This is a genomic window from Flavobacterium sp. NG2, from assembly GCF_034119845.1.
Classification (GTDB): domain Bacteria; phylum Bacteroidota; class Bacteroidia; order Flavobacteriales; family Flavobacteriaceae; genus Flavobacterium.
This window is the reverse complement of record NZ_CP139420.1, coordinates 2,168,734-2,180,779: the sequence shown is the minus strand read 5'-3', so window position 1 is coordinate 2,180,779 and position 12,046 is coordinate 2,168,734. Positions and strand designations below refer to the sequence as shown.

Below are 12,046 nucleotides of genomic sequence, written 5' to 3'. Positions count from 1 at the left end.
TATTACCAATAACTATCTAGAGTATTGAAATTAGAAAATAGTGTACCCCAATACGACTGATGTTGTAGAATAATCTGAAATCAAATTTTTATATTGATTTAATGATTCTCTAGGTGTTTGAAATTTTAATTCTAAACTGTACTTATTAGCTAATTTATATCCAAATCCAAATGCCCAGTTGGGACTTGTATTAAGAGTGTATTGATTTCTAGAGTTAAATAAAATTTTGGATGAAAATGCAACATCAATGACATAAGCTGCATTGACAAACAATTTATTGTTTTGATTTAAGAAAAAATAATGTCTTAGTCCTACTGGAACCTCAATGGATTTATAATTAACTTCTACACTGTTAGACGTATTCTGATTAATTGCAGCATTATAACTTTGATAGGTAGGTTCCAAAACTACCGCCCATTTATTCTTATTAAAAGGAAATACTAACTCTGCCTCAACCCCCATTCGGTACGTTAGTTTTTTTCCAAAATCATAATCTCTAACAGGAAAACCACTTTCAGTAAAATTAAATGAAGCACTACTTACCCCTGCCTTGATTGATAAATTAAAAAGTTCCGAATCCTTTTTAGCTTTAACATAATTAACAGAGCTGGCGTTTAGACATTTATTGTATTTACTAACAACAGCAATTAATTCTTTAGCATTATATTCTAAAACTTCAATCTCTTTATTGCTGATATCATCACAGATTAGCGTATTTAGGAGCTGTTGTTTATAATAATTATTTGTTAGCACTTTACTGCTTGTGAGCAAATACTTTTTATACAACAACTGCACCGGATTTTCATTATCAATACTGAGAAAATATTTTTTTGAAAAACTGTCGTCATAATAATATAAACTCGCTAAACCCTCAATCAAGACTTTCAAAAAAACCTGTTTCTCTTCATTCTCTGCTTGTCGTACTTCGGATAAATGATTAATATTTTCATTCGCTTTATCTATCAGTACGGTTTTACGAACAAATTTTGATGAACCATAAATACCAAATTCATTGACACCACTGATATCCTTTTCGCTTACAACCTCCCCATCTGAAAGCTTATATTTAAAATTGGTAGGATTGTTTTTCCAATCTATATTTTTAATCAAACATTCAACTTTAGTTCCTAATTCATCAATGTAATATCCTTTTTCAAAATCTATTTGCCCAAAGGAAAGATTCGAGATCAAACTAAGACCTAAAACCAAAAGAATTTTCCTCATATACGTATGTAATAACTTATGTTTAAAAAGAATTTATTTTTAACTCAATAATATGTTTTCCTGGTGTCAATCGGATGACTTGAAAGGCAGTTGGTACTTTTTCACCATTATGAATCAAATCTTTACCATTCAGATTATTTAATGAAAACTCAGCCACCATATTACCTGGAATTTCAATTTCATAAGTTTGAAGTCTTGCCCCTTTATAAGTATAGTTTCCTTTAATGGTTCCTAAAACCGTTGGCACTTCGATACTACTCGTTTTTAGATTACTCATTTGTGGTTTAATTGTGGCTACTCCAAAACCTGGTGTTTTAGGTTTAATTCCCCATAACCCGCGCGGAATAGCATTGGCTGGTACAGCACCCCAAGCGTGATTCCAATCTAAATTATTTTTGAATTCTAAATCCCAAGCTTCCAAGGTTATCGTAGAACCTATACGAATCATGTTGTACCAACTTCTTTGGTCGGTACTGGCTAATAATTTCAAAGCATAATCAGCTTCACCAGCATTGTATAAGCCGTCCATTAAAAACTGTGAACCATATACACTACAAGCCATGCCACGTGATTTTACAAATTCAACTACGGTTTTTAAATGCTCTTCAGGCACCAGTCCAAAGGCCAAAGGCATCATATTGGCATGCAAAGAGGCATGGTCAGTCCCGATACCATCTATATAAACGCCCCGTTTTTTATCAAACATTTGTTCGTTTACTGCTTTTTTTACTTTGGCAGCACGGTATTCAAAATCCAAAGCTTCATCTGCTTTTCCAAGAAGAGTGGCAAATTGTGCCATAATCTTCATGTTTTCATAGAAGAAAGAATTAATAACAGTACTATACGGCTTGAATACAAAACCATCATGCTCTCCTTTGGTTTTGCTACCATTAAAATTAGCTAAGGGCCAATCTACAATATCGGTCAATGGTTTGGTATAGCCTTCTTTAAATCCAAGCTTATACATAAACTCAGGCGTTACTTTGGTCGAAGTAATCAAGCCTTCTTCATTTGATAATTCATAAAGCGTTTTATGTTTTAACTTTTCATAATAGCGCTCTATCAACTCGGTATTCCCTGTGTACATATAGTCGGCATAAATCAACAAGGCTACGTGCTGTTGCCATTCGGTAGGCCAAGTAGGATTTTCCATGAAATATTCAATGGTACGTCTCGCCATAGCATATTCTCTATCCGTAGTATAATGACTCAATTGATTCAAATAAGCATCTGCCTCGTACGGAATACGCTCTCTCTCTCCATCGACATACAAACCGTTGAAAGTAGTGGCTTTGATAGAATATTTACACAAATCCCACACTTGGTTCAAAATATCGTTGTTGCTCTTAAAGCTACTTGCTTTGTCATCCCAATAGGTGTGATAAGCCAATTGTTCTACATCAGCAGCCAAAATGGGCTCTTGAGCACCTTCAATTTCAGCATACCTAAAAGGCATTAAAACAGGTACTCCTTTTGGTAAAGCGATGGCTTTATTAGGCAGTGTGTTTCTAGTATCAGCCTTAATAGCAATTTGGTATTTGGTTTTACCTGGAACAACATTCACCTTTACTTCTTGGTAACGAATATTACTTTTAGCAGGAGGTGTTCTGTTGATGTTTTTTCCATCCAACATCTCCCCAATTCTGATGGTTAATGTATGTGCCTTTTTAGCTTTATAAGTAAAATCTAATGTTGCAAAAGCTGCTTTTCCAAAATCAGCAAAATAAAAATCACCACGGTTTTCAAATTTCACTGGTTTAATCTTGTCAACAACATATTTATTTTCTGCCGAAAGCATGTAATTATCGCTTTTCCCCATGGTGAATTGTTGCGGCTGCGAATAATCTACTAATCGATTTTCCTCATCCCAAATTCTCACTTTCCAATAATAAAATTTTCCAATTTCGAGCGCCTTTCCTTTGTATTCAATGTTGGTCGATTGATTAGAACGCACTGTTTTACTATCCCAAACATCACCTACATTGTTATCAATATTTACTTTAGTAGATGCAACTAAAATTTGATACGCTGATTGATACTTAGACTCTAATGGAACCGTCCAGCCAAATTCTGGCTTTGAATCCAAAATCTTAACACCACTGCTAGGATCTCTTATCAATTCGACTGTTAAGTCAACGGGAGCATTTCTGTATTTATCACTATTTTTTTTAATTAGCTCATCGCATTTAGCTCTCAATTCGGCAGCTATTTTTTGATATTTCTTATTCCCAATTAAATTTTTAGTTTCTTTTGGATCTTTGGCAAGATGGTACAACTCCTCTACTCTTTTATCATTTACATACCTAAAATATTTCCAATCTTTAGTACGTACGCCTTCACTTGGAGGAATTTCAGTAAAATCCCAAAGATGTTCTATAAGGATAGTGTCTCTACTGATGGAATTAGTTTCTTGGTTTACTATTGGCAACAAACTTTTTCCTTGCCAAGATTTAGGAGCTTGAATCCCTGCAATATTTGCAATAGTAACTGGAACATCTACATTAAGAGCCATATCATTAATATCCTGATGTTTGTTAACTCTAGGGTCATTAATTATTAAAGGGACACGGATAGAATTATCATACATCAACCATTTCCCAGCTAACTGACGTTCGCCAAGAAAATAACCATTGTCTCCCATGACAATGATAACGGTGTTTTTATCAACGCCTTTTTCTTTTAATTTTTTTCTAATTTTTGCAATTTCTGTATCAATTTCAGAAATCATTCTATAATACCCTTTTAAACTATGTTGGTACTTTTCAGGTGTATCGTAGCGCCATGTCCAGCGCAATCTATTAAATCCGTCTCTCACGAATTTTGGAAGAATATCAAAATACTTATCATCGGCTAAATCAGGACCTGGAATGGTAGTATTAGCTAATAATTGATCTGATTCTTTTTGCCAAAAATATTGATCAGGGGCAGGGTCATGTGCATGTGGCGCACTAAAACTCAATGACAAACAAAATGGCTTTTTGTTTGAAGCGTTTTTATCAATAAAATCAATTGCTTGTTGTCCAGTATATCTGGTTAGGTGAACTGTATCTTTACCTATAGTTTTGTAAAAATAACCTCTTTTATCTTTGAATCGTGTATCTCTGTCATAGTCGTCATATTCATCAAATTGCTTGTCAAAATTATCATACTTAACCCCAAATTTCCCAAAAAAACCAGTGTAATATCCATTATTTTTTAGCACAACAGGATATGAATTATTCATGTATTCATTTCTAATATTTCCTGTTTGAAAATTATAGTTATGAGTACGTTCATATAAACCTGTCCATAATGAGGCTCTACTTGCAGCACAAATTGGAGTTGTCGCAATAGCGTACTTAAAATAAGTTCCTGTTGCCGCCAAGTTATCCATTTCAGGAGTCTTCAAATATTTATTACCAGCATAACCAATAGCGTCAAAACGTTGATCATCAGTTAAAATGAAAATAATATTGGGCTTTTCAGAAGTTTTTTTATTTTGAGCAGAAGTAAATTGCATACTAAACAAGACACTAAACACAACCACTATGAAATTATTATTGCACATATCGCTTTTTAAAATTTACAGTTTTAGTTTTATATAAAATTGACAGTTGATAAAGTTAATTATATAGTAGCCAAAATCTATCCTGCTCTGTCCTATTAATAAAAATAAAAAGACATCCAATTGAGTATCCAAAAGCATAAAAGAAAAAACCCTCCACTATAAAAATTATAATGAAGGGTTTTTAATAAAATTTGATATTTTAAAATAAACAAATATTAAATACCAATTTAAGGAACAACAACTGGAGCTAACAATACTGGCAACATTGCTTTATCAACAGTATGAACAACACCATTTGAACCTTGAATATCCAAAGGAGTAATATTTGCAGTACGCAATCTTGGATCAACAATTTTTTTAGTTGTTCCATTAAAGTTTACCTGCCCTGCAGTACCTGAAAGTAGGGTTTGCAATTTGGTATTCGTTCTAGCTGCAAAGAACTTAGAACTAATAGCTACTGTAGACGAAGCCGTGCTAACAATATTTATCTTAACAATATTAGCCACTTGAGTCGAAGGCAAACCTTGCATAGTAGTTGTAGCACCTGTAGGGTCTAATTCTAACAACAAACTAGCAATTGCTGCATTTGTAGGCACAAAAGCTGTAACAGAATTGGATGTATTAGCAAGAGCATCACCAACAACTGGGGTTGCTAAACCTGTATCAGCATGAGTAACAGCTCCGGAGAATCTAGAAGTATTAGGATTTAATGCAATTAAATCTTTAACAGTAGGTACATTAATCACGGCATCAACAGTATGAATCACTCCATTGTTAACACTTACATTCGACGACACAACTTTTGAAACACCATTTAACTGTACTCCAGATGCTGTATTCACATACATACTCAAATTTACTAAATTAGTACCAGCATCTCTAGTTGCTTGTGTAGAAATGAAACCAGTAGTAAAATCAGTTGCCAAAAACTTCCCTGTCAACAAATGATTGTACACAAGATTAGTTATAGTAGCAATTGGCAAATTATCAATGTTCGTAATTTTGTTAGCTGTTATAAAAGCATCGAAAGCTGCATCAGTAGGTGCAAAAACCGTAGTATTACCTGGTAAATTTAGGTTAGAAAGAATTCTTCCTGCAGGTGTAGTGGCCGCTTTTTCAATACGTCTCATCAATTTTTCTAAAGTACTAAAATTAGGATCTTTGATGATGACTTGTGTGATGGTTACTGGGTTCTCCACTTCTCCAGGAACAAAATGAATGACATCCGTATTATCATCAGGAACATTACAAGACACCACGAGCACAGCAGCAAATAGCGATGTAAAATACGTTTTTATATTTTGTTTTATTTTCATAATTGCAGTATTTAAGTATGAATTATTTATTTATGGTCAAATTAGTGTATAAGCTATAAGGCTGGTATCTAACAGACTCATTCACATAATGCCCTATACCATTTTTAAAAACATAATTATGTCTTCTTACATTTTCGTCAAATCCTAATGTATTTGCAGTTTCAGGCAATGGAGAACCTGTTTCATTAATTTTAAGTGTACTTCTAGCATCAACATCTCTAGAGAAAGAAATATCAGCCATATCAGTAGACAAACTAACTGGTATACCAGCATTATTTAAATTCACCTTAGGCAATAAGGTTTTAAATAAAACATACACATCATAAGTAGGAATAGTTGGCCTTTGCGCTACATAATCCGTAACGATATGATATTTCAAAATAGCCTTTAACACATTAAGTTGCTCAGGTGTCCAAGTATCAAAATAGGTATCTGGATTAACAGTTGAATTATCAGCTAATTGCGTTCCTGTAACAGATCTAATAACATCACGGTCATTATTTCCTGTAAAGGCATTGTTATTCAACAACAAATAAGTTCTACCTGTAGTAGCTGTTTGATTGTATAAATCTTCAAAACCTACTTTTTTAATGGCAGCAATCATGAAATCCAACTCATCACCTGTAGCACCTAAAACATTCGTATTACTCACTAATTTGAATCGACCTTGTGCATCTCTAATTGCGTTTGACTTTCTAGTTTGAATGTACTCCCAAGCCGTCATATTTGTAAAAGGATCTACCTCACTATAAGTTTCTCCTTTGAAATCAAACTGGTCTTGAACACCTAAGGTACAAGAGCTCAAAGCAGCTACAAAACAAGTAGCCAGCATTATTTTTATATATCTTTTCATCTGTTTTTTATTTTATAAAATTAAGATCCCCACCCTGTGTTTTGTTTATAACTGTTCAAAGACTCTATAATGTGAGTTTGATAAATTGGAAAATACAAACGGTCTGGTGTAATTGCATTAATACCTCTAGATTGTAAAATAGGATTTACATACTCAAAAACTTTATCATTTCTTATCAAATCCCACCAACGTTTTCCTTCACCCATTAACTCAAATTGACGCTCATCTAAGATATAGTTGATTTGTTGCTCTTTTGTTGCTCCAAAATCATCAACAGTAACCAAAGGTAATTTTCTAGCTGTACGAATTTGGTTCAATAAAGCAAGTGCTTCTGTTGGTTTATTCAATTTTACTTTAGCTTCTGCTAACAATAAAATCATATCGGCATAACGATACATCACCACATCCGATCTATCTAAGTTGCTTTGCATACCAGAACGATCTTTAGTCCATTTGTGTAATCTAGCTTCACCAATGGCTGTTGATCCCATACCAATCAAAAAGTCTCCTCCTTGTCTGGAAGCAAATTGTCTCCAATCTCCGTATAAAGGTGTTACTGTAGTAACACCACCTACAGTAGTAGTTCTACTAAGCACTGGTGGTGTCGTAGGGTATTTTGTTGTCCAACTAACCTCATCTTGAGGAAATCTTTCAATCCACTTATTTTCAACTGATGGTGAAATTACTGTAACGATTGATCCTTGTACCCAAGAAACCCATAACTTAGAAACTGTTGCGTCAGCTACATCATAACGGATAGAAAACATCAACTCAGTACCTGTTTGCACTTTACCTGGAGCATTAGGCAAAGCGGTGGTAGGAAATTGGTTGTAAAATAAATCTTGCCAAGCTTGAGGAGTGGTAACTAAACTGTGTGCCTTCAAACTTATTAAATCTTCAATAGCTTTCTCAGCCACCCCCTCTTGTTTTAACCACATATACACTTCAGCTTTATGAGCTAATACACTAACCTTTGAAAAATTAAATGGTGAAGCTGTCGTTGTCATTAAAGCTTCCGCTTTAAGCAAATCAGGAATCACCACCGTATTCATAATCACATCATAAGAAGTCACTGGTTTATAAGAATCAGCAGTAGTTTTGATAGGCTCTAAAAACAAAGGAACATTCTTCCAGATACGAATCAAATCAAAGTACACTTTAGAGCGAATCGCATAAGCTTGCCCTAAGGTATTAGGATCAGCACCTTGCAAAGCTTCTCCTCCTATAATCACTCTGTTTGCTCTATCAATGGTTTTGTAAAAATCGGCCCAACTTAGGGAAGCATCACCAACGTCCATCGTACTATTATGGAAAGAACTCCTAGAAACATTGGTACTTGCTGGCGCTGGCCAAAAACTATCGGCTCTAAACTCTCCAAAAACATAATTGGCATCAGAATACGCATTTTGCAATCCGTCATACACTCCAGCTAAGGCTAAATCCAACTCTGATTGATCTTTGTAAAAAGTACCTGTCGATATAAAACTTTCTCCTTCTACCTCCACAAAATCATCGCAAGAATAAAGCATCCCTACTGCTGCAAATAAAAGTGCAGCTTGTTTTATTTTAAATATTTTCATAATTTTCTTATTAGAATTGTACTCTTAAACTTAATATAATCTCTCTATCACTTGGATATCTTAAGTTATCCACACTTGGTTGTAAAACACTATCTCTACTTCCAAACTCTGGATTATAACCAGAATAATTTGTCCAAGTCAAAATATTATTTACCTGCAGATTTAATGATACAGCTTTTAAGCCAATATTAAATGATTTGATAGCATCTTTAGAGAAGTTATACCCCATGCGGATGTACCTCCATTTGATAAAACTTCCGTCCTCGACATACAAGCTGTTAGCAGTATTGTCAGCTGTATAATCGAATGAGTTTTGTGGTCTACCATTATTATTTCCTGCTGCTATAATAGGATAGGTAGCAATATCTCCTTGTTGTGTCCATGCTTGTTCAATACGGTCTGGAGCAGGAGTAATAGTAGTAGCTCTAAAACTGTTTCTATTATGGTCATAACGTTTGTAAATCTCATTTCCAAAACTATAATCAAAAAGCAATCCTAAAGTGAAGTTCTTGTATTTAAAATCTTGAGTTAAACCTCCATAAGTAGTTGCGATACCGTTTCCTAAAATCTGCGTATCAGCAGTATTAATCTTACCATCGTTATTAGTATCTTCCCAGATATAATCTCCCCCTTTAAGAACATTTCCTGAGGTCTCATGTACCAATTGCCTAATTGGTCCATTATAAGCTTGACCAGCAGCAGTATTATAATTCCCTAAAAAGAAACCGTTGGCATCAAAATTTGGATACAAACGAGCTCCTGAAGTTGGATCGTAAGCATTGGATTCATCATATTGGTAAATACCATTTTGTTTATATCCTATAAAATTACCTATAGGTTGTCCTTCAACAATTCTTGAAACGCCATTAATAATAGGTGAATTTAACTTTGTTACCTTGTTTTCTAAAAATCCGATATTAAACCCTGCATCCCATGTAAAAATTTTGTTTTTAATAATAGCACCGTTTATAGATAAATCTAAACCTTTATTTCTAATATTACCACGGTTTTCTTGTATTACTGAAAAACCAGATTCCTGAGGCAAACGTGTTTCTACCAACAAATCTTTGGTGTCTTTAAGCCACGCATCTACAGAGAAATTCAATCTACGCTTGAACATTCCTAAATCCAAACCAATATTTGACGAAGCTGTTGATTCCCATTTAATTGTACTGTTTCCAACTACAGTAGGTACAACACCCAGTACTCCATTGTATAGTCCGCTAGGCGATAACTGATCTTCATATTGAAAATCTCTAATTCTGTCATTACCCACAATACCATAACTCGCTCTAATTAACAAGTTATCAATAGTGGAGACATTTTTTAGAAAATTCTCTTTATTAGCTCTCCAACCCAAAGATCCTGAAGGAAAATAACCATACTTATTACTTGGACCAAATTTAGAAGAACCATCTCTACGCATAGTAGCCCCTACTAAGTATTTACTATCAAAATCATAATTGAAACCTGTAAATAGTGAGAACTGACCTTGATCATAGTTTTGGGTTTGATCTTTCAACGCATTTGAACTTGAAAAACGATTAGCAGTTAAAAAATCTAGATTTGAATTATTTAAAGTCGTAATCAAATCATTAGATAAAGCTGTATCTATTCCTAAAATTTCATATCTTAAAGCTTGTACCTGCATACCTCCAAAAGCAGACAAACTGTGTTTGTTCCATTTTTGATTAAAATTCAAGAAATTATCTTGTTGTACATTGTATTCGAGTGCATGTCTTTCGGCCGCAGTAGAACGCGAGTCAGCGGTAGTACCTCCTCCTACTAAAAGTGCTTTAGGCGCATACATTTCCTCTTTAGTATAACTCATGTTTAAACCTAAAGTAGATTTAAGCGTTAATTGAGGTAAGATTTTGTATTCCGCATAATTAAATATATTGAATTTATAAGCTCTCTTATTTTGTTTACGCAATAACAATTGTTGTACTGGATTAGCTGAACCATTAAAATTTGTTGGAGTTGGAGATAGATCACCATTTGGCTCATATACGGTGATATAAGGAATTCTATTTAATGAATTTCCTAAAACCGCTCCAGAGCTAATTCCATTAGTTTCTTCAAATGTCATATTAATAACAGTACCCGCACTAAACTTTTTAGTAGGCGTTAAATCCAATTTTAAACGAGTACTAATTCTTTTAAAATCACTATTAAGCACTACCCCGTCTTGCTTTAAGTAACCTGTATTCCAATAGAATTTAGACTTATCACCACCACCACTCAATGAAACATTGGTTTGATATCTAAAACCTGTTCTTGTGATTAATTTTTGGTTATCAGGAGATTGTCTGTATCCTAAGTTTAATGAATCCAGTCTAGTTAAGGAAGTATTTCCTGCATCTAAAACTCTTTCCATGAAAACTCTTTGTTTAGCATTAGCCACTGGCACAGCCCCAACCAAAGAATTTGCCCCTGTGATGGTCGTAACATCCACTTTAAGATCTCCTTTTTTACCAGATTTTGTCGTAATTACAACAACCCCATTGGCTCCTTGAGCTCCATAAGGTGCTGTTGTCGCTCCATCTTTTAAAATCTCAAAACTTTCAATATCACTTGCATTTAAGTTATCAATATTAAAAGTTTGTTGTCCATCAACCACATACAAAGGACTAGTAGAACCATTAATAGAACCAATACCTCTAATTCTGATATCAAATCCTTCACCAGGACCATTGTTTGATAAAATTTGGACTCCGGCTACTTTACCTTGTACCCCTTGCAATACATCAATAGGTGCCGATTGTACAATCGATTCTGCTTTTACACTTGTTATCGATCCTAATACCTTTTCCCTTTGTACTTTTTGATATCCAATAATTACAACATCCTCTAAAGCTTCAGCTGACTCTTTAAGAGTAACATTTATTGTTTTACTACCTCCAATTGCTACTTCTTTAGCTTGAAAACCGATATAAGTAAACAATAAAGCCTTAGCTCCAGCGGTAACTTGTACAGAAAATTTTCCCTGCGCATCTGTTATCACTCCTTTTTTTGTACCTTTTTGCACAACATTTACACCTGGGAGCGGAAAACCAGTCTCGTCCTTAACAACCCCCGAAATTCTGTCCTGGGCATGAAGATTAAACGCTGAAATTGAAAAAAACAGCATCAACATTAATCCTAAACCTAAAAAACTACCTTTCTTTTTAGTTTTTTGTTTCATAATTAGCTTTAACATATAATTAATATTTATTGGTTATTTTATTAGAGAGACAAACAAGACTGTAGCCTTTCTAACGTAGATACAATTTTACACCAACTTAATAGTACATCTATCCTGCTCTGTACTGATTACCACCTATAACTAGTTAAATACCTATTAGAACTTAAATGTCTCTTACAAAAAAAACACCGTCTAATTACTGATTACCTTGATTTGTTCTTACAAATTATATCATAAAAAAAACATAAAACAATCTATAATAACGTAGTCAATATCAGGGTTCTTAAAAAAGTTATATTATAAAACATCAGAGAAAATAAATAATCACTAAAAACATTATAG

Annotated in this window: 6 protein-coding genes; all 6 read right to left on the bottom strand. The window is 34.0% G+C overall.

All coding sequences use genetic code 11. The features are described from left to right. Positions 1 to 30 precede the first annotated feature (30 nt). The 6 genes from SLW70_RS09120 to SLW70_RS09095 all read right to left on the bottom strand — a co-directional run bounded on the left by SLW70_RS09120 (position 31) and on the right by SLW70_RS09095 (position 11,719). Positions 31 to 1,224: an outer membrane beta-barrel protein gene (locus SLW70_RS09120; protein ID WP_320888002.1), complete on the bottom strand. Its 1,194-nt coding sequence runs from the start codon at positions 1,222 to 1,224 to the stop codon at positions 31 to 33. Between the two features lie 22 nt (positions 1,225 to 1,246). Further along, complete coding sequence (locus SLW70_RS09115) at positions 1,247 to 4,723, bottom strand: sulfatase-like hydrolase/transferase (RefSeq protein ID WP_320888001.1); 3,477 nt, start codon at positions 4,721 to 4,723, stop codon at positions 1,247 to 1,249. 275 nt (positions 4,724 to 4,998) lie between these two features. After that, complete coding sequence (locus tag SLW70_RS09110) at positions 4,999 to 6,087, bottom strand: fasciclin domain-containing protein (protein WP_320888000.1); 1,089 nt, start codon at positions 6,085 to 6,087, stop codon at positions 4,999 to 5,001. 22 nt (positions 6,088 to 6,109) lie between these two features. After that, positions 6,110 to 6,940, bottom strand: coding sequence for a hypothetical protein (locus tag SLW70_RS09105; RefSeq protein WP_320887999.1), 831 nt, complete (start codon positions 6,938 to 6,940; stop codon positions 6,110 to 6,112). A 20-nt stretch (positions 6,941 to 6,960) separates the two neighbouring features. Further along, positions 6,961 to 8,520, bottom strand: a complete 1,560-nt coding sequence (locus SLW70_RS09100; protein ID WP_320887998.1) for a RagB/SusD family nutrient uptake outer membrane protein — start codon at positions 8,518 to 8,520, stop codon at positions 6,961 to 6,963. Between the two features lie 10 nt (positions 8,521 to 8,530). Beyond that, positions 8,531 to 11,719: a SusC/RagA family TonB-linked outer membrane protein gene (locus tag SLW70_RS09095; RefSeq protein WP_320887997.1), complete on the bottom strand. Its 3,189-nt coding sequence runs from the start codon at positions 11,717 to 11,719 to the stop codon at positions 8,531 to 8,533. Positions 11,720 to 12,046: the final 327 nt, after the last annotated feature.